Genomic DNA, 17,899 nt, shown 5'->3' with positions numbered 1-17,899 from the left:
CTGCCACCGGGCACTGAGGTAAAAAGGCAGGGCCGGCGTTTGCCGGCCCTGCCTGGTTTCCCTCTGCAAAGGAAATCTGTGTTTCAGCGTAGCTGAATTGTTGGTGGTGCTGCCACGGGGCTGGGGAACGTCATTGTTCCTGGCACCGCGGGGGAATGGTTTTTGGGGTTATGTCGCGTTGAGCGGCGGTCCGCCGCTGGTGAGTGGCAATTGCGTCTTGTCCCTGGGCGGCGGACCGCCCCACTTTTGGGAGCTTCCGTGCCGCCTGTGGTGGTTGGTGCCTTGCCGGGCGGTTTTTGTCTGCCGCCCGGCAAGGGGCTGTCTTAGGCGGCTTCGGTGGTGGTTTGCTTGCCGCTGTCGATGATGATCTGCTCGGTCTCAGATGCGGTGTATCCCCATGTGACGAGCTGGTTGAGGTAGTCGCGGTGGCTTTGGTGTGGTGATCGCCATGAGTCTTTGGCGATGGTCTTTTCGTACCCTGCGCAGATCAGTGCGATCAGGGAGAACTCTGGCCTGGCGGTGGTGTTGGTGACGTGGTCGCGGAGGGGGTTCCAGCCCCAGCGTCCGTTCTTGTCTTCGGTTTTGGCTCCGATCATTTCTGCGGCGACTTCGCCTTGGTAGCCGCTGGCGGTTTCGGGGTGGTGGGTGATGGCGTGAATGGTGAAGTACTGCCATCCCTTGGGTGCCTGCTTCCTGGCCAGCAGGTTTTTGACGAACTCGCGGCGGACGATACCGGCCGATTCCATGGCCTTGTTGTTGGCTATCAAAGTCTTCCGTTCGGCTTTCTGTTCCTCGGTCATCGGGCCGGACTGTGCCTGTCGGCCGCCGTCATAGCGTTCGTGGCGCGGGGTGAAGCCGAGTTCTTTCCAACCATTGATGACGGGTTTGGCGGAGTGGTTGCCTTGCCAATCGCGCTGGATGACGTAGGCGTTGGCGTCGTCCTCGGTGGCCGGTTCACCGTCGGCCCGGTTCGCGGCCGAGACGTACAGGGCTTCCTCGTCGGCGTAGTGGCCCGCATCCTCCACGATGGTCTTGCCCTGCCCTTCGAGTTCGGCGACCAGCGCGGCACGCGCGGCGGCGATGTCCCGCTTGTCCCGCAGTCGCTGGGTGACGTGCAGGAGCATGTCGGGTTCATCGGCGAGGACTGATTCAAGTTCCTCGGTCGCGTCGGGGTCGTCTTCAAATTCGGCCAGAATCAGCGCTTCTTCGATGGTGCATCCCCTGCCCAGGGCGGCGTCCCCGGCAGTGGTGGATTTGGCCTTCAGTGCGTCCTCGACATTGATCTTGGTCCGTCCGGTTTTCTTGGCGATCTGGGCCGCTGAGACACCGATCAGGGAGAGCTGGTGGTATGCGTCGGCTTCGTCCGCTTCGGTCAGCGCGGAACGCTGGATGTTCTCGACCACCTGGGTGACGATACGTTCTGCTTCCTCGGGGCTTTCGGTCACCATGACCGGGATGAGGGGGCGTTCGGCTTCGACGGCGGCGCGGGTGCGGCGCTGTCCCATCAGGACGTGCACGGTGCCGTCTTCCTTGCGGTGGGCAATGACGGGTTCGAGGACGCCGTGTTCTTTGATGCTGGCTACGAAGACGGGGGTGAGCGCGGCGTCTTTGCGGACGTTGACGTCGATGGTGAGGGTTTTGGGGTCGAGCATTTCCAGCGTGGGCGTGGTGTTCATGGTTTTTGCTCCTTTTGCAGAGGAATGTGGTGGGTGGGGCGGTTCGTGGTGACCGGCCAGCTTCCCCTCTCCCCCCGTTGTTTTTTGGCTGCTGGCGGAGCTTGCGGAGCTGTGCCCGACGGAGGCCCGTCTACCCGCGGGGCAAGGGCCGAAAAATCTTGCGGGATCGGCGCGGAGCGTTGATCCCTGGCTGAAGAATTTTCGGGACGCAGGCCCCGACGAAGGAGGGGCTAGACGGGGTGGAGCGGGCACGTACGATCCGTAGGACAGCAGCCAAAAAACGTCGTAGACAGAACAGGGCCAGGGCGCCCGGAGCTCTGCGACGGCGCGCCCTGGACCCAACAGCCGGCCGCGCCAGCGGACGCCCATCAACTGGTTGAAGCGCAGCGAAACCCAGCTGCAGCGCGCCCGGTGTGCTGCTTCTGAGTAGGGTGGGGCGCATGGGCAACCCAGCTGAGCAACATCACGGACGTACCGGTCCCGGCCCGGGTATCGGGCTGGGTTCTTCGCGGGTTCAGCGGATCCTGGGTTTCATTTTCGGTGCGGCCGCCATCTGTTGCTGGGTCTTGGTGGTCGTGGACTTGGTCATTGGCCGGCCTGCTGGCGGCGACGTTTTCATTGCCGTGCTCAACAGCGTGGCGGCAGCTGCGTTTTGGTGGATGGCGTCTGCCAGCCGACGTGCATGAAGGAAGGGCCGACACTGAGTGCCGGCCCTTCCTGGGTTTTCCCTCTGCAAAGGAAATCTTTTGGTGCAGCGTCAATGCTGCGGGTGTCACGGCTCGTCGAGCCGGTGGTCTTCGACGGGGAAATCTACGGGGCCGGTGGCCGGGCCTGCGGTCAGGAGGCTTAATTCGAGGATGTCTTCAAGGGGGCTCGCGTCCGGGGCGACGGTGTCGTCTTCGGTCATGCGGAAGGGGTCGGCCACGCTGGGCTCCTTGACTGTGTGGGACGGCAGTGTCCTTTCACAGTATCGTCTGTTCCTGCGGGCTGGCTGGAAGTGGCAGCGCCCGCGCAGCGTCCAATGCGGCCGGAGGAGCCCTGGCGGGGGAGGCCGCCGCGCACCTGGGCAAGATCCCGATGGGGAAGGCCGGACCCCTTTCGGTGGGGTCCGGCCTGTCCGTTAGCGGTTCAGCTGGCGGTCATAGGCTTTTCGAGGGTCCCGCGTGCAGTCTGCCAGCAGGCCGCGGTTGACCAGTTCGGCCAGCAGTTCGGCCAGCCGGTATTCGGCGACGTCGTCCAGTGCGAGTTTGAAGTACCGGGCGGCGAAGCTGGATTTTCCTTTGAGCCATTCCAGCCAGCCGATCAGGCACAGCATCGGGGCGCGCTGTCCTTCCGGTGTTGCTTTCATCAGTTCGAAGGCGACTTCCTGGGCGGTGTCCACGCGTGCCCAGTCGGGGCGGGTGACGAATACACCGAGCATGACGGAGGTGAACTGGTCGGGGGTGTGGGTGATGATGTCCCCCATCATGTAGTCCCGGATGGTGGGGTGCTGCAGCGCTCCTGCCAACTGGTGCGCGGTCTGCGTCGTCAGGCTCTTGGGGTTTTCCAGCACCTCGGCCCATTTAGCACGGCACGCTTCCATGTCCTCGGGCCAGCCGTCGGGCTTGTGGGCGGCGATGGCCTCGCGTGCTGCCTGGTCGCCGGTGAACGGCGCCGGTGGAGTGAAGCCGGTGACGTTGCTCCCCCGGTAGATCAGGGTGGCGTTGCCGTTGCTGGTGGTGATGGCATCCAGCGGCTTGTCGGGGCAGCAGCGGGTGTCTTCGCATAGGTAGTTCCGCCACAGTTCGGAGGTCACCAGCCATGCGTCCTGCAGGGGCATCCCTGCAGTCTGCAGTTCGGTGCGCAGTGCCTGCACGTGTTCGGAGTACGGGCGGGGGTTTTCGGTGGTGTTCTCGTCGGTGTAGAGGACCAGCAGGCAGCCAGTGGCGGCTTCGTCGGCGGTGAGGTAGCTGACGATGGTCTGGGCGTAGCCGACCGGATCCTGACCGAACGGGGCATCGACGCGGAGGGTCGCGCCCAGCTTTTTGCCCTGCACGGTCAGGGCGACGAAGGACTCCGTGGGTTCCTGTCCCAGGGTGTGCGGGATGAAGGCCAGGATGTCGGCGGGGTCGGTGAATTTGATGGGGTCGTTCATGGTTTTTGCTCCTTTTGCAGAGGAATGTGGTGGGTGGGGCGGTTCGTGGTGACCGGCCAGCTTCCCCTCTCCCCCCGTTGTTTTTTGGCTGCTGGCGGAGCTTGCGGAGCTGTGCCCGACGGAGGCCCGTCTACCCGCGGGGCAAGGGCCGAAAAATCTTGCGGGATCGGCGCGGAGCGTTGATCCCTGGCTGAAGAATTTTCGGGACGCAGGCCCCGACGAAGGAGGGGCTAGACGGGGTGGAGCGGGCACGTACGATCCGTAGGACAGCAGCCAAAAAACGTCGTAGACACAACAGGGCCAGGGGGCCCGGAGCTCTGCGACGGCGCGCCCTGGACCAACAGCCGGCCGCGCCAGCGGACGCCCATCAACTGGTTGAAGCACAGCGAAAACCAGTGCGAGCCCAGCGAGCATGCATTTCCTCCGGCTCTACCGGGATCCGCACGGGCCAGCCCCTCTGCCAGGCTTGCCGCCGGCACCACTGCCTCATGTGCATGTCATGGGCGGGAACGGCGGTCCGCCGTTGGCGACCAACGGCCCAGGCCAGCCACGGACGGCGGACCGCCCGCGCACTTCCGGCAGGCTGGGCAGCCGTGGCGAGGACTCACTTACTCATTTGAGTATTTGAGTAAGTGAGCCCCGTCCGGTGCTAGGCCATTGTCGGCCGGTGCTCCGGGGCGAACAGTACGGCCACGAGTTCGTTGTGCCAGTCCAGCGCGGCGTACTGACGGGTCGTGTGCAGGAGCCCGGGGTCAACGGCGGCGTCAGTGGTCACGGCCTCTGCCATGCCCCGGATGTGGGCGGCGAGGTCTTTGGCTGCGGCCGCGCTGTAGGACTCGGGGGACTTTTCCACGAGCTTGGCGAGGGCTTCGAGGAAAACAACGGTCTGTGCCGTGTTTTCCGTGATGCGGTTGGTTTCCGTCATGGTTCTTGTCCTATGTCAGAGTGCTGGAGGCCGGGATCCCTGCCGGGCGGGTTTCCCGCCCGGCAAGGATTGGTGGTTATGCGGCGTGGACGGCGTAGGGCATCCGGTACCGGCTGGGAAGCTCGGCGGCGGCTTCGGGCAGGTCATCCGGGCCGTGCGCCTGCCCGTTCTTCCAGTAAGTGAAGGCGTGCTCGCTGATCGCGTCCCACTGCCGGGCCTTGGTCCGGTAGAAGGTGCAGGTAACGTCACCCTCGCAGTAGGTGGCGACGCCGAACAGGTTCCCGATACTGTCAGCGGTGCGCGTGGCCGCGACCATGACGTAGGGCCACTGGCCCAGGTCCCAGCCCTCATGGCCCCAGCTGGAGAGCACGGCCCAGCCGTGCTCTTCGATGAGTTCCATCCACTCGTAGCCGCCGTTCAGGTGGTAATCGCCCAGCACCGTCACGTCGTCGATGGTTTCCCCGGTGTCCGCAAGGATCACCGTCTTCTTGGTTACTGCGTTCATGGTTTTTGCTCCTTTTGCAGAGGAATGTGGTGGGTGGGGCGGTTCGTGGTGACCGGCCAGCTTCCCCTCTCCCCCCGTTGTTTTTTGGCTGCTGGCGGAGCTTGCGGAGCTGTGCCCGACGGAGGCCCGTCTACCCGCGGGGCAAGGGCCGAAAAATCTTGCGGGATCGGCGCGGAGCGTTGATCCCTGGCTGAAGAATTTTCGGGACGCAGGCCCCGACGAAGGAGGGGCTAGACGGGGTGGAGCGGGCACGTACGATCCGTAGGACAGCAGCCAAAAAACGTCGTAGACAGAACAGGGCCAGGGCGCCCGGAGCTCTGCGACGGCGCGCCCTGGACCCAACAGCCGGCCGCGCCAGCGGACGCCCATCAACTGGTTGAAGCGCAGCGAAAACCAGTGCGAGCCCACCGAGCATGCAGTCCCGGCGAAGGGTGGTCGACGAAGGGAACGCGGTGCCCGCTGCTAGACACCACGTTCACTAGTAAGGCTACTTACTATCTAGCCTCTTGATAAGGCCGTACTGACGCCCGGACATGTCTGGCGGCAGTCGGTATGGCATGCTCGAAGGCGTAAGCAGCAGGATGTTTACAGGCAGCGGGTGCGCGTTCCAAGCGTGCGGACCCGCTGCCGCTTCCTCACGCATTCCTCGGCGTTGATAGCGTAGGGATTGTCTCGCCAGTCGCAGCGGAACTCGGGGGAGTTTTCCTCCTGGCGGGACATCTATTCAGGGGGCCGGGTATGGGAATACGAAGTTTTTTCAGGAGAGGCCGGACAGCGGCGGGCGCGACGGATGGTTCAACAGCCGTCGTTGAGCCGCAGGCGGAGGAACCGTTGACGCCTGAAGAGCTGGCGGAGCTCCAGGAGGCCTGGGCGGAATTCGCCGAAGCGGCTAAAGGATCAGGGGTGAACAGGGTTCACGCCTGTACGCGTAACGGCAAGCCCTGGCAAAAAGACCCCGCGGCCGTGCGCAGCATGGCGGCCTTGCTGCGCCGCGTACGGGATGAGGACACAACACCCGGCAGCGAACCGGCCGGGTAGGGCCGGGTCGACCCTGGTCGGGCGGCCCGGCCTGCGCCCTGGTTTAGGTTTCCTGGTCCTTCCGGACCTTGGAGATGGTGCGGTAGGCGGTGATGGAAGCGCCAAGCGCTGCCAGCGAGAGCATGAAGTTCACGATCGTCAGTGCTTCCATGAGGGTTTCCTTATCGGTGAGTTGAACCTAGGCTAAGAAGGAGCCCGGTGGCCGCAACCCTTGCGGTCACGACCACCGGATTTTCAGTAGCTACGCCTTCCTTGCTTTACGCTTACGCTTCCGAGTTGCCGCTCGGGAGCGTTTGCTCGTTAGGAGCGCGTTCCGCGTGGAAAGCAGAGCGATGACAGCTGTCGCCAGGCTCACGACCGAAGTCGCGAGCTTGATCAGTTCGTCGATGCTCATGTAGCCACCTCCTTCCTGCCCCGCCGTGCGAGGCCCCCACTGGTCCAGCCGGTCGAGGGTGGGCCGTCAACCCCGAAGAGCGCACGGGCAGGTCCGCGAAGTAAGGGAGCGAAGCGACCGCGTGGGCCTGGACGGGAGCGTGGGTTGACGGGTCGGGCCCCCGGACGGCTACGATCAGTGGCCTTGTACGGAGAACAACCCAGCCACATGTAAGGCAAAAACAGGCTCTTACAGGCCGGAGCGCAGCGCAGGACCGGTTCCTGGATGGAGCGCAGCGGAGTCCAGGGCTTGAGGGTACGGGTTATGCCCACTGGCGGGCAGGTGGAGCCCTCCGCACAGCTCAAAGCTGTCCCCATTGGGTATAACCCGTTCCTTTTGGTGCCCGTGTCAGAGCTCCAGGGTAGGATTACCTGATCGAACATATATTCGAATAAGGGTGTGTTGTGGGCGTTATTGTCGGTCCTCGTGTGATAGAGGCGGGGGTGTCTTTGTTGTCGGTGCTGGTCTCTCCGGTGCCGGTGGCGGCGGGGTTTCCGTCGCCGGCGCAGGACTATTTCGATGGTCGGATTGACCTGAACGCGCACCTGATCAAGGACGTCACCAGCACCTATGTGGTGCGGGTGTCCGGGGAGTCGATGACAGGCGCCGGGATCAGTGACGGGGATGAGCTGATCGTGAACCGGGCGCTGGAGCCGCACGACGGGTCCGTGGTCGTCGCGGTCCTGGACGGGGAGCTGACAATCAAGCGTCTGCGCATCACCCCGGAAGGGGTGGTGCTGCAGGCGGAGAATCCGGCGTACCCGGACATTGAAGTGCCGGCCCTGTCCGACCTGACTATTTGGGGCGTCGCTGTCCGATGTTTGCATCACGTTTAGGGTGCGGCGATGTCTAAGCCGGCGTTGATGCGGCATATGCCGCAGATCGCGCACGTGGACGTGAACTGTTTCTACGCTTCCGCGGAGCGGGCGTTCGACCCTTCCCTGGAAGGCAAGCCCGTGATCGTGCTGTCCAACAATGACGGCTGCGCGGTTACCCGCTCCCCCGAGGCCAAAGCCCTCGGCATCGCCATGGGTGATCCCTGGTTCAAGCTCGCCCCGCGGGCGAAGGAATGGGACCTCGTCGCGCTGTCGAGCAACTACGAGCTGTACGGGGACATCAGCGCCCGGGTGATGGAGCTGCTGGGCCGGTACTCGGCCTGGCTGGAGGTCTACAGCATCGACGAGGCCTTCCTCGGCGTCAAAGGCACCCCCGCCGAGCTGGCCGCAATGGGACGCTCGATGAAGGCGGCGGTCCGGCGGAACGTCGGTGTGCCGGTCTGTGTCGGGATCGCGCCGACAAAAACGCTGGCGAAGCTGGCCAACAAGTGGGCGAAGAACAACAAGGCCTTCGCGGGGGTGTGCCACTGGGACTCCGTCCCCACCGCGGAGCGGGAGGCCCTGCTGGGCCGACTGTCCGTCGAGGAAGTGTGGGGCATCGCCGGGCGGCTAACCAGGCGGCTGAACGTGATGGGCATCTTCACCATCGCCGACCTGCTCCGGGCAGATCCCGTCGCGATCCGGGACAAGTTCAACGTAGTCATGATGCGCACCGTCCTGGAACTGCAGGGCACCCCCTGCATCCCCATGGAAGAGGAACGGATCGGGCGGGACCAGCTGATCTTCTCCCGTTCGTTCGCCAAACCCATCACCACCGCCGCGGGGATCCGGCAGGTCATGAGCGTGTACGGGCAGCAGGCATCGGCGCGGCTGGCCAAACACGGGCTGCAGGCCAAGGTCCTGACCGCGTTCGCCGGAACCTCGCACTTCAACGCAAACGACGCCTCCTACCCTTCGGTGTGTGTGCCGTTGCCGATGCCCACGGCGGACCCGGTGATCCTGACCAAAGCCGGCCACGCGCTCCTGCCCCGGATTGTCGAGGGCGTCCGGTACGCCCGGGCAGGGATCATGGTCACTGACCTGCGCCCCTCCGGCAACCAGGCACCGCTGTCATTGTTCGAGAATCCGCACGAGGAACGCCAGATCGGAACCCTGCTCGAAGACGTCACGCGCCGGTACGGGCGCGGCTCGATCGGCCTGGGCCACGGAGGGATCCGGGGCGGGCCGGACTGGACCATGAAACGCGACATGCTCTCCCCCAGATACACCACCCACTGGGACGAACTCCCCCTCGTCAAAGCCGCCTAAACGGCCGCTCTCTGCACCACCCAGGAAGAAAACAAGCACATGACCATCACCCCTGAAGCCCCTACCCTCAACACCCCTGTGGACGTCCGGTTCACCACTGCCGGGACTCCCCTGGCCGTCCGCTACGACGGCAAGATTTGGGCGGTGGCAGCCGAGCCGCTGCACTGGTTTACCAGGGACTCTTGGTGGGAAACCCGCCGCAGCGTCCCCGTCGGCGTCGGAAACGTCGTGGACATCGAACACTGGCGCGTCCAAGTGCGTCGCACATCAGACTCGCCGCTGCGGACCTTTGAACTGCGCCGTGATCCTCTCTCGGAGCAATGGTTGCTGGAATCCGTCACCGAAGATTGATGCACATCCTGCGAAGCGGGCAACGGCTGTGGGAGGGGACGGGTCTTAAATACCGAAGGCCCCGATCTCCCGGGGCCTTCTAACCAGCAGCCGAAGCCAACTGGGGGTGTAACACCACACTACCAACAACCGGATCCGACCTTCCAGATCACAGATGTCCACCGGTCGTTGTACGTAGTGTGAGGCTATGGGACCCACAATCCGGTCGGGGGCAGGACTACCGACAGGCCTTGAACCTCCAGTAAAAGTCGCCCTGGCACGGCCAATCGCCAAGATGCCGCGCGGTGACGCATCGCACGGAACTTTAATGTTTGAACCTAAGTGGGATGGGTATAGGTGTGTTGCGGTCAGGGATAAGCACGCAGCCAGGCTCTGGAGCCGGCAAGGGAAGGAACTGACTGGGTACTTCCCTGAACTTTGTTCAGCGGTCGCTTCGGCCGTTCCCCCGGGATGTGTGATCGACGGCGAAGCCGTGATCTGGAGCCAGGGCCGGCTGAACTTCGACGCCCTGCAGCAGCGCCTGGGCGCAGGACCAAAGACCCTGCCAGGGCTGGTCGCGGCAGCTCCTGCCAACTACGTAGCTTTCGATGTCCTTGCTGTGGCCGGTCACGACGCAAGGGACCTGCCGCTGAGCGACCGGCGTGCGCTCCTGGAAGAACTCGCCACGGGCTGGGAACCGCCGCTGTCCCTCTCCCCCACCACCACTGACCGCGGCGTAGCCGAACAGTGGCTCGAAGAGTTGCCCCATACCGGGATCGAAGGGCTGGTCATTAAAAGCCTGAACCAGCCATACACGCCCGGCGTCCGTTCCTGGTGGAAGCTTAAGCACAGGGAAACCCTGGACATCATCTGCGGCGCTGTGATCGGGCCGATCACTCAACCCTCGGAGGTCGTCGCCGGTCTTCTCCTGGACGGCGAGCTGTGGATCGTCGGGCGCTCCACGCCACTGAAGACGAGGGAAAGCCGGGAACTGGCGCGATGGCTGCACCCGCCCGTGGGTGAGCATCCCTGGCCGGCCATCGTGAAAGGTACGGCTCTGGACAGGTTCAACCGGGATAAGGAACCCGTGGCCCTGACGCTCGTGGAACCCGTGGTTGTGGAGGTCTCCGCCGACACTGCCTGGTCAGGGAAATCTTTCCGGCACCCGTTACGGGTACTCAGGGCTCGGCTGGAGCTATCCCCTGCCGATGTCGTCCTTCCGGACCGGCTTCAGGCCGGTTAGCGATCCGTGCGGATGGTTATAAGGTTTTGGCCCTCTTCCAGCAGCGCGTAATGAACCGATCACATTGACAGCTACTGGGTGCCCGATTGTCAGTCAGTCGTGCTTCGTGCCCCTCGCCTCATTCACTACTCCGAACGGAACATGTACGCTCGGGATCTCATCGGCCGCACCTTCAAGATGGCCGAGTTGGTCGTCGAAGAATACGTGCGGCTTGAGCACGCGTAGCACTTTCGCCTTCTCTACCCCGCCAAGGAAGAACGCGTCATTCACACGGACACCCCATGACTTGAGGGTTCTGACCACCCGCTCGTGGGACGGGGCGTTGCGAGCAGTAACAATGGCCACGTGTACCCGACGGTTGTAGTCCGGCTCGGCTTCAACGAGCTTCTCCTCAATGTCCTGAATCCGGTTGATGCCGCGGAGGAACTCAAACAATCTGCCTTCAGGTAGCGGCTCTTCGAGGTGTTCAGTTTCGTGTGCGTGAAAGGCCGGCAAGCCTTCAGCCTGCATCACACGTTCGGACGAGTCGTCAGCAAGGACGCCGTCGAAGTCGAATGCAATTCGAAGGTCGGTGCCCTTCGGATCAGCTGCGGGCAGCCCAAGCACCTGCCCGGCGGCAAAGCCCATGGAAAGTGCAATGCGGACGTCCTTCTCATTCTGAGACAAGAACAAGGACATATTAAGAGCGCCCATAAACTTGAAGGGTGACCGGCCTTGCATGAAAATGGCGCGCGAAATGGCCAGCTCGTGGTGGGCTATGGACCGCATGACTCGAAGGCCCGTCTCCGGGTCGTTGCGTGAGAGAACGATGACCTCAACCAGCGGCGCCCCGTCCTGGGAAAGGTCATTTAGCGATAAGAGACGCTTGATAAACGGAAACGCCACCCCGGGCTTTAGCGCGTTCGCAATATGTGTTTCCTGGTACTCGCGATAGCGCTCTTCGCCATGCTCAAGAAACACAGCATGAGCATCCGACAAATCGAAGAGCGCACTCGAGGCCACTCCTACGACGAGCATGTTTTCCAGATCGTATGCCACGCTGCTCCCGATTTCCGCTGAATTCCCTCCGGTCACGCTATCGGATGCGAACGGCATAGACGGGTTTGACCGCCTTTCGCTTGCCCGTAAGTCGGTCGGTCAACGGGCTCGCAAAGATTCGAACGCTTGCCTGGGCCAGAACGCATTCGGCGAACAAACACCCGCGTCGAAAGGATCCTGGTTCCGTCAGCTCCCCGGCATTCGGGGGCCGTGGCGGCTTTGCTGTGAATTGGAGGGTCGGGGATTCCCCTTTATACGAGATGAAAGAAAGGCCCGAGCAGTACCTTGCTGCTCGGGCCTCACACTTTACTGTGGCTTCCCCATGTTGCGGGACACGATGTCGAACATTTTCTCGTGGACGGAGGAGGAGTCATCAGACGAAGCGTCACCACGCAGAACAGGGGGCTCCCCGAAGACACGCGCGGCAAACTGGGCACGCAGTGCCTCCTTTGCGTCGTTCGAGTCGAGCGGGGCCATGAAGGCGTCGAAGGTCTTCAACTGGACGGAAAGCGTCTTCGCCCAGTTGGCCAACGTTCGGTGCTGGTGGGATTGCCGAGCCAGGTAGGCAGCCAAGGCGAAGACCGCGGCCGTGACTATGATCCTCTGTGCGAGATGGACGTAGTCCCCCGCATCCAAGGCGAGTGCCTCGACTCCAAAAGCCGGTAGCAAAAGGAAGAATGCGGCGAGGCCACCACCGATCGCAAGAAGGCGGATGGTCCACACGCGATACTTGGTTGCCGAATCCCACTCATCTTTAGCGAAAGCCTCGAAGTATGAGGCCAAGGTGCTTTCGCCTGCAGTACCGGCTGCCTCAGAAGCTGACGTGGCAGCTTCTGAGGCCTTGGAAGCCGACTTCTCGGTGCTGGCCACCAGCTCTTCTGCCTGCTGTCGCAGAATTCGGGTGGCCCTCATTTCGGCCATGAAGTCATAGCGGGCCAACAGCTGCTCTAGACTGGCGGAGACCGGCACTTTAGCCTGTTTCCGCAAGCGACGGGCTACTTCAGCGAACAGGTCAAAGAGCTGCACGGCAACTCCCATCACGTCCTGAGATTCACCATCAGTCAGGCCGCGGCGGAGAAGGTTTACATAGCTTTCGACGCCAAACAACACTGCTGGGGAGATGTTTTGAACGGTTCCCTTCGATGAAAACTCCGGGGGCTTCTCGTCCGCGTATAGCTCTTGAACGTGGGTGTCTGACAGCAGCCGGGCCCATGTGTCCAGAGTGAACTCCAAGAAGTCGAAGTCCACTTCGCTGCGTCGTCCAAGGTGGCGTAAATCTGAAAGTTCGCTCGCCAGGGCAGCGACCTTAGCTGCAAGCATGCGGATTTCCTGAAGTGCGGGGTCATTCCCGGCCATCGAGCTCCAGTCCTGTCGATCTTCTTACGTCAGGACAGCCTACCCCGGTCGATCTGCGGTGCATCTGGTTAGCTCAGGATGTGGCTGCCGGTGCAGAGCAACCTCAACGACGTTTATGTCCATGGAAACTGATTAGTGGTGGCAAACACTTTTTTGTATCGGTGTCTCATCTATGGATCCTTTATCGAGTCGGAACAATCGACCTGTCAGCCGTTTGGGAGCCCCTTGTTTCGCAGCGGTTGAAGAAAACGATGGACCATCTCAACAACGTGTCTCACTTGGGCTTTCTCAATAAAAGGGAAAGCGACCTTTGATGCCCTGGCGCACCGCGATACATCGCCCCCCACGGGCCTGGTTAGGAACAAAGACACGGCCGGTCTGCTCGATGCCGCCGACGTAGACCTAATCCGACCCACCTAGGGGATGTTGCAGAACCCTGAAACTGGAACACCACCAGGTAGACCCTCCCCTGTAGAACAGAACCAGCTAGATCTTAGGCAACCCCAGACCGAACGGCAGGCCGGGCCTTTGGGCAGGGAGGTTAGCCTTCCCGCCTTCTCCCCTAGCGGCCAGCCGAAACCCCGGCCCACCGGTTAACTGCGCAACTGTGTTGATTTGCCGCGGCGACGACGGCCCTTACGCAATAGCCCCAGTTACCATCATTGCAGGCCGTACGCGCAGGCCGAATCCTTGTTGCACCCCAGGCTATGAAGTCCATTACCCGACCAACAACTGTTCATGCCATAACTCATGCCATAAGTCCCATTAGATAAGCCGCTAGACGTATTGCTAGTAGGAGGCTGGGAATTCCAGCCATTTACCCTATAAAACGCCAAGCCTAGCGACATGCCGTACGTCAGATAAGTAACCCAATCCGACATCAGGTTTGGCCTCCCGGTTGACGACGAGCGCGTCATCAGGCAGGGAACCAAACAGGAATAACAATGGGCGAAGTAATGGCAACTGATATGGGAAAAGCCACGGTAACTCCCGTATGACCGAACATTGACAAAGCAATGAGACTTCATGCTTGGACAAAAATGTGCACCCGGGCATCACATACATCCCTACCTCCAACGTGGCGTGCAATGTGGGGCGCTGCTCTACGCACTGTTATTCCTCTTATGCGTGTCGCTGCCAACATTCCTAGAGGAGCGCACATAGCGTTGGCAGCAGGACAACATGCAGCCCAGCAAGTAGGAGAGTCGCCGACCAATGGCACGATCACTGGAAACCCCCGCACCCCCCAAACCCCAAGCAACACGGGCCATTGACCGTGTCGTTTCTCTGGCCAACGGCAAAGGCGGAGTCGGTAAGACGACCACTGCAGCCAACGTTGGCGGTTACGTGGCGCTGGCTGGCTCACGTGTGCTGCTGATCGACCTTGATCCGCAGGGCGATCTGGCCCGCGACCTCGGATACGAGCGGCAGACAGGGAGGGAATTCTTCCAGGCCCTAATCGCCGGTACGCCGCCGATGATCCTGCGCGACGTTCGGGAAAACCTTGACGTAATCCCGGGCGGCCAAGACCTCGAAGACATTCAGGGCCTCATGGTGTCCCGCTCCAGCCGCTCCGGCGCCGGCGACTTCGGAGACATGCTCTACGCCGTCCTGGCCCCGTTGGCAGAGGAGTACGATCTGATCCTGATCGACACCCCGCCGGGGGAGCGGATCCTCGTAGAGGGCGCCTTTGCCATCTCCAGTGCAGTCGTCATTCCTACCCGGTCCGATGATGCGAGCATCGACGGTGTCGAACGCATTGCACGCCGCTTCATGGCTGTACGTGACCGGAACCCGTCCCTGCAGTTGGCAGGCATCGTCCTGTTCGGTGTCGGACCGCGCTCCATGCGCCTGGAACGCAGCGTCCGAGACACCTTGGAAGAAATGCTCGGCACCGTCGCCCCGGTCTTCACAACCCGCATCAGGAACCTCGAGAGCGCTAGCGCCGACGCCCGCCGCAAGGGCCTGCTCTTCCACGAACTTGAAGGTGCCGTTACCGACGATCAGAAGAACCGCCTGAAGGCGCTGCGGGCGGGGGAGAAGCCGGCGGACGGCTTCTTCTCGCGAAACGCCGGGGGACTTGCTGAAGAGTACGAGCAGCTGACCGGCGAGATTCTCGCCCGACTGAACGAGATCGAAAGCGGGAACGAAGCATGAGCGGCCGCCAGAGCCTTGCGGGGGCATTCGCACCTGTAGCGCCTACCCGCGGTGCAGCTCTCCAAGGGTTACTAGCTCCAAAGCGGGGGAGAGGCGCTCCTGCACCGGAACCCGAAACCGGAGAGCCCGTGGAGGCCACGGTCCAGGAACTTATCCAGGTGCAGCCAGCAGCAGCACCCGAACCCGCTGACACCCAGGCGCCTAATGAGCAGCCACAGGAGGATAAGCGGCGAGCTGAGCAGGTACCTGTTGAGGAGACGCGTCTTACGGCGGCAGGAGAGCAGGAGGAGCCCCCGCCTGCAGCCGTCAAGACCCCAAAGGCCACCTCAAGGCATCAACCTCCTGCCAAGAAGGCAGCTAGCGCAACCAAAGCCTCCGAGCTGGTCCCCGGGGCGCTGCGCAACATCGGGGTGTACCTGCCGCCGGCGCTCCTGGCCCAGGTCAAGGATGCCGTCTACCAGGAGCGGACCACGTACGCGGACCTATTGATTGACGCTTTCGAAGCCGTCGACGACGTTCAGATTGCCAAGGAGTTCGCTCCTGAAACCACGGTAACCAATTCCGGCATGCCCCGCCGTGTACCGCGAAAACGGGGTGAGGCCGGCATTCAAATCCAGCTGCGCCTCGACGGGCTGCAGGTCGCTTGGCTGGATGAGAAGGTCACGGAGTTCGACGCACCGTCGCGTAGCGCGCTCGTCTCGGCCGTTCTCAAGCTTCATATTCAGGCGGAGCCAACTGCGGGAGAGTGATTCAGGAACTCCTTGGGACAAGCATGGCTTGTCTTCCAGTAGTGCTTATGGCATGCGTTATGGCATGACTTATGGCGCGAGAACGAGAGTTCGAAATTTACACCGGGGGAGTGTCGATGCGGCCGCCTGCCGCATCGACACTCGAAAGGTGGACATGCCGGGGGAATGCCCCACGACTGACACGCCTTTGGCGCTGACATTCATCCGGCTCTGCTAAAGGCCATGTCGGACAGTAGCCATTCATCGGGTGGCCCCTCGAACATCTCCCAGGGATAGTCTTCGTCGGGGGAGAGCAGCTCCGGGACGGTATTGACGTTCTTGGCGAGCCATTCCCGCCAGACGATCCGGTCGTTGCGATAGCGCTGTAACTGCGCTGCCACCGCTTCGAGGACCCCGAATTGTTCGGCCAGCTGTTTCAGTGATGTCCCGGCCACAATTGACCAAGCCCGGCTGAGACTGCGGACAACCAAGTTCCATGCAGCGAGGACTTGCAGGGCTTCATGGACGGCGGAACGAGACAGCCGGGTGATCCGCACAATCTCGGTGATCGGCATCCCGGGGGAGTGCTCCAGCGCTTCGTAAACGAACGCGGCCGGCAGCCCCAGTTCCCGGAAGACCGGCCGCAGCGCGTGGATTTTCCCTTTCTGCCAGGTAGCGTCCTCGGCGACATTTTTTAGCTCTTCGGGGACGGTCAGCATGTAAAGGTCGCCTTTGGTTCCCCTGGCTTCTTCAACGAGGGTGACCAGGGGGTCCTTCTCCTCACGCAGCTGCCTCAGATGCAAGCCAACAGTGGTGTGGTCGAGACCCGTGGCCACGGCAATGGAACGAACTCCGAATTCAATGAACCGAGATCCCGTCATGTGGGCAGCCTCCCCTAATGCCCTAAGAACCATCCGCCGCGCCATTCCAGTCCTTGATTGTTGGTAGTTCACCTCCTTGATGCGCAAGGCGTTTCGCCATGTCCGGATGAACCGATGCTCCGCATCGGGATTTGAAATTGAGTGAAGCCCCTTTACCTCTGCCGCCTGTGTATTTGGCTGGCTTGTGGGGGATCTGCGGACATTGTCATTCCGGGCGGTTTGGGCAGTCTTTTTGCTCAGGTAGCTGATGGCGCTCATCCAGTCGCGACGCAGTGACGGGAAGCGGTGGCGGGCTGCATAGCGGGCGTAGAAGGAGGCCAGCCCAGGCCAGGTTCCTTGCAGAATCCGCCGCTCCACATCCACCAGCTCCAAGCCAGCAGCCGCGGCACTGAGGATGACCGCCTGGCGGGCTTCGGAGTCAGAGGCGTAGCGGCTGGTGTCGTACATGCCGGTCTGAGCGAGCACTTGCATGGCCCGGGACATGCGCCCCACGGGCTGTTCAACCACGGATGCATCCGAGGTTGCGGGAGTGAAAGTCTCCTCCAGTCGCAGTGCCCTGACGGCCTTGATCTCGGCGGCCAGGTCGTTGGTCATGGCCGCCCAGACGGCGGCGCTATTGGGCCGGCGGGCGATGTCGTAGGCCCTGGACAGGCTCATGGCCAGTTCCTGGTGGCCGCCGCGCTTGTGCGGTGAGCCGGGAGTTCGCATGCAGCCGTGGAGCAGGTTCTGGTGCGGGGTCTTGTCCAGGCTGCGGTACCGGGTGCCGAGCGCCTCGACAAGATCACGCGCTTCAGAAAAGGTTGCCCGCCGTGCCAGTGGGACATAGACGTGGCGGCCGCCGTTCGGTGAGGAGTCCTCGATCCAGCGGGCCCCGACTGAGTGCAGCCAGGTCTGGACGGCGCGGACGTCGGCCTGGACCCAGTCCGTACCTGCTACGGAGGAGTCAAAGTCGAGGAAGATCGCCGCGCATGTGCCGTCCTTGCCGAAGATCCTCACGGCCGCGGGTAGCGACGGAAGTGCTTCCGTTAGGTTCCGTTCGTGCTTCTGCGGATACGTTTTACCTGCATCGCGGGAAAGGCGCATTCTAGGCTGACCTGCTAGCAGGGGTGCCAGAGCTGCCCAAACAGTAGCCGGGCTGTCCCGTTGGTTTGACACGCCTAGAGCTGGGCATGCTGGAAGCACGGAGATGTGCTGATGTACGATGTGAGTAATCCTTTCGGGGATTGAGGTATGAAAAAGGGCCGATCCTGCCAGATCGGTTTCATAGCAACACAAAGGATTGCCTGTTAAGGCTCTCCACGACTTACAATC

At 62.3% G+C, this 17,899-nt stretch carries 16 protein-coding genes; 7 read left to right on the top strand and 9 right to left on the bottom strand.

Annotation, left to right across the window (positions count from 1 at the left end; translation table 11 throughout):
- Positions 1-323 precede the first annotated feature (323 nt).
- From ACZ9BC_RS17835 to ACZ9BC_RS17815, 5 genes are all read right to left on the bottom strand, one after another.
- On the bottom strand, positions 324-1,676 hold the full coding sequence (locus ACZ9BC_RS17835) for a ParB/RepB/Spo0J family partition protein (protein ID WP_476247084.1): 1,353 nt from the start codon (positions 1,674-1,676) through the stop codon (positions 324-326).
- Between the two features lie 772 nt (positions 1,677-2,448).
- On the bottom strand, positions 2,449-2,601 hold the full coding sequence (locus ACZ9BC_RS17830) for a hypothetical protein (protein ID WP_476247083.1): 153 nt from the start codon (positions 2,599-2,601) through the stop codon (positions 2,449-2,451).
- Positions 2,602-2,796: 195 nt separating this feature from the next.
- Positions 2,797-3,810: a DUF4192 domain-containing protein gene (locus ACZ9BC_RS17825; protein WP_476247082.1), complete on the bottom strand. Its 1,014-nt coding sequence runs from the start codon at positions 3,808-3,810 to the stop codon at positions 2,797-2,799.
- A gap of 649 nt (positions 3,811-4,459) precedes the next feature.
- A complete protein-coding gene (locus ACZ9BC_RS17820; protein WP_476247081.1) occupies positions 4,460-4,735 on the bottom strand; it encodes a hypothetical protein in 276 nt (91 codons plus the stop codon).
- Between the two features lie 76 nt (positions 4,736-4,811).
- Positions 4,812-5,240, bottom strand: coding sequence for a hypothetical protein (locus ACZ9BC_RS17815; protein WP_476247080.1), 429 nt, complete (start codon positions 5,238-5,240; stop codon positions 4,812-4,814).
- A gap of 831 nt (positions 5,241-6,071) precedes the next feature.
- On the opposite strand from ACZ9BC_RS17815, the gene ACZ9BC_RS17810 reads away from it, so the two are divergent.
- Positions 6,072-6,278, top strand: coding sequence for a hypothetical protein (locus tag ACZ9BC_RS17810; RefSeq protein WP_476247079.1), 207 nt, complete (start codon positions 6,072-6,074; stop codon positions 6,276-6,278).
- A gap of 241 nt (positions 6,279-6,519) precedes the next feature.
- On the opposite strand, the gene ACZ9BC_RS17805 is transcribed toward ACZ9BC_RS17810, so the two are convergent.
- Positions 6,520-6,672 carry a hypothetical protein gene (locus tag ACZ9BC_RS17805; RefSeq protein ID WP_476247078.1) on the bottom strand — a complete coding sequence of 51 codons (153 nt, stop codon included), beginning with the start codon at positions 6,670-6,672 and terminating at the stop codon, positions 6,520-6,522.
- A gap of 443 nt (positions 6,673-7,115) precedes the next feature.
- Between ACZ9BC_RS17805 and ACZ9BC_RS17800 the strand changes: the two genes are divergently transcribed.
- From ACZ9BC_RS17800 to ACZ9BC_RS17785, 4 genes are all read left to right on the top strand, one after another.
- Entirely contained in the window at positions 7,116-7,547 is a 432-nt protein-coding gene (locus ACZ9BC_RS17800) for a LexA family protein (RefSeq protein ID WP_476247077.1), read from the top strand.
- A gap of 9 nt (positions 7,548-7,556) precedes the next feature.
- On the top strand, positions 7,557-8,855 hold the full coding sequence (locus ACZ9BC_RS17795; RefSeq protein ID WP_476247076.1) for a Y-family DNA polymerase: 1,299 nt from the start codon (positions 7,557-7,559) through the stop codon (positions 8,853-8,855).
- A gap of 39 nt (positions 8,856-8,894) precedes the next feature.
- A complete protein-coding gene (locus ACZ9BC_RS17790) occupies positions 8,895-9,206 on the top strand; it encodes a hypothetical protein (protein ID WP_476247075.1) in 312 nt (103 codons plus the stop codon).
- Between the two features lie 187 nt (positions 9,207-9,393).
- Complete coding sequence (locus ACZ9BC_RS17785; protein WP_476247074.1) at positions 9,394-10,428, top strand: ATP-dependent DNA ligase; 1,035 nt, start codon at positions 9,394-9,396, stop codon at positions 10,426-10,428.
- A gap of 93 nt (positions 10,429-10,521) precedes the next feature.
- Here the strand turns inward: ACZ9BC_RS17785 and ACZ9BC_RS17780 are convergent, their stop codons facing one another.
- Together ACZ9BC_RS17780 and ACZ9BC_RS17775 are read right to left on the bottom strand one after the other, a co-directional pair.
- The gene (locus tag ACZ9BC_RS17780; protein WP_476247073.1) at positions 10,522-11,466 is read right to left on the bottom strand and encodes a 5'-nucleotidase; all 945 of its coding nucleotides are present in this window, start codon (positions 11,464-11,466) and stop codon (positions 10,522-10,524) included.
- A 306-nt stretch (positions 11,467-11,772) separates the two neighbouring features.
- Complete coding sequence (locus tag ACZ9BC_RS17775) at positions 11,773-12,822, bottom strand: hypothetical protein (RefSeq protein ID WP_476247072.1); 1,050 nt, start codon at positions 12,820-12,822, stop codon at positions 11,773-11,775.
- A 1,215-nt stretch (positions 12,823-14,037) separates the two neighbouring features.
- On the opposite strand from ACZ9BC_RS17775, the gene ACZ9BC_RS17770 reads away from it, so the two are divergent.
- The gene (locus tag ACZ9BC_RS17770; protein WP_476247071.1) at positions 14,038-14,979 is read left to right on the top strand and encodes a ParA family protein; all 942 of its coding nucleotides are present in this window, start codon (positions 14,038-14,040) and stop codon (positions 14,977-14,979) included.
- 128 nt (positions 14,980-15,107) lie between these two features.
- A complete protein-coding gene (locus ACZ9BC_RS17765) occupies positions 15,108-15,728 on the top strand; it encodes a hypothetical protein (RefSeq protein ID WP_476247070.1) in 621 nt (206 codons plus the stop codon).
- Positions 15,729-15,928: 200 nt separating this feature from the next.
- Here the strand turns inward: ACZ9BC_RS17765 and ACZ9BC_RS17760 are convergent, their stop codons facing one another.
- Positions 15,929-17,671: a MarR family transcriptional regulator gene (locus tag ACZ9BC_RS17760; protein ID WP_476247069.1), complete on the bottom strand. Its 1,743-nt coding sequence runs from the start codon at positions 17,669-17,671 to the stop codon at positions 15,929-15,931.
- Positions 17,672-17,899 lie beyond the last annotated feature (228 nt).

Source organism: Pseudarthrobacter sp. TE3704 (assembly GCF_056279405.1).
The sequence above is the reverse complement of the archived record's forward strand: the minus strand, read 5'-3'. Positions and strand labels throughout refer to the sequence as shown.

Excerpts from the sequence above, each read along its gene's own strand:
- ACZ9BC_RS17805 (WP_476247078.1), bottom strand. The coding sequence starts at position 6,672 with ATGAGCATCGACGAACTGATCAAGCTCGCGACTTCGGTCGTGAGCCTG.
- ACZ9BC_RS17825 (WP_476247082.1), bottom strand. The coding sequence starts at position 3,810 with ATGAACGACCCCATCAAATTCACCGACCCCGCCGACATCCTGGCCTTC.
- ACZ9BC_RS17760 (WP_476247069.1), bottom strand. The coding sequence starts at position 17,671 with ATGCGCCTTTCCCGCGATGCAGGTAAAACGTATCCGCAGAAGCACGAA.
- ACZ9BC_RS17795 (WP_476247076.1), top strand. The coding sequence starts at position 7,557 with ATGTCTAAGCCGGCGTTGATGCGGCATATGCCGCAGATCGCGCACGTG.
- ACZ9BC_RS17835 (WP_476247084.1), bottom strand. The coding sequence starts at position 1,676 with ATGAACACCACGCCCACGCTGGAAATGCTCGACCCCAAAACCCTCACC.
- ACZ9BC_RS17820 (WP_476247081.1), bottom strand. The coding sequence starts at position 4,735 with ATGACGGAAACCAACCGCATCACGGAAAACACGGCACAGACCGTTGTT.
- ACZ9BC_RS17775 (WP_476247072.1), bottom strand. The coding sequence starts at position 12,822 with ATGGCCGGGAATGACCCCGCACTTCAGGAAATCCGCATGCTTGCAGCT.
- ACZ9BC_RS17815 (WP_476247080.1), bottom strand. The coding sequence starts at position 5,240 with ATGAACGCAGTAACCAAGAAGACGGTGATCCTTGCGGACACCGGGGAA.
- ACZ9BC_RS17770 (WP_476247071.1), top strand. The coding sequence starts at position 14,038 with ATGGCACGATCACTGGAAACCCCCGCACCCCCCAAACCCCAAGCAACA.
- ACZ9BC_RS17785 (WP_476247074.1), top strand. The coding sequence starts at position 9,394 with ATGGGACCCACAATCCGGTCGGGGGCAGGACTACCGACAGGCCTTGAA.
- ACZ9BC_RS17790 (WP_476247075.1), top strand. The coding sequence starts at position 8,895 with ATGACCATCACCCCTGAAGCCCCTACCCTCAACACCCCTGTGGACGTC.